At 22.2% G+C, this 541-nt stretch carries 1 protein-coding gene; it reads right to left on the bottom strand.

All coding sequences use genetic code 11. From position 1 onward, the window contains the following. Positions 1-18 precede the first annotated feature (18 nt). The coding region (locus tag AMN73_RS01855; protein ID WP_179850072.1) for a glycosyltransferase at positions 19-541 on the bottom strand (523 nt) is incomplete at its 5' end.

The raw sequence follows: 541 nt of genomic DNA, 5'->3' as shown, positions 1-541 counted from the left end.
TAAATTATTTATTTATTATTAAAATAAAAATTTTTTAACTATATCTTTAAGTAGCAAATATATTACTTTATAATCCATTTTACTGAATCCTTCTTCCCTACTATTAAATTTAATAAAAATATCTCTAATTTTAATAGGTTTTTTTTGAGCATAAATTAAATCAAATAAAATTTTGTATCCTTTAGCTGTCAATTTTTTTTCATTTTCAAAAAAAATTTTTTTTTTAAATATAAAAAATCCACTCATTGGATCATTTGTTTTGAAACCTAAAAAAATATTAACAATAAAGATTAAAATTATAGAGCTTATTAATCTGTGAACTTTCAATCCTTCATTTTTTTTTTTAGTAAGCTCCCTACTCCCAACAACTATATCGCAATCCTCATTAACCATTTTTTTATAAAGTTTATTAATATCAACTGGTCTATGTTGCAAATCTCCATCCATCACAAGAATATTTGTAAAATTAGCCTTTTTAAAACCCATGATGCAGGATCTAGATAGGTCTCTAGGTTTTTCCTTTCTTATAAAGAATTTCAAA

This window comes from Candidatus Pelagibacter communis, from assembly GCF_001179965.1.
In the GTDB taxonomy this organism is placed as follows: Bacteria; Pseudomonadota; Alphaproteobacteria; order Pelagibacterales; family Pelagibacteraceae; genus Pelagibacter.
This window is presented reverse-complemented; position numbering and strand designations above follow the sequence as displayed.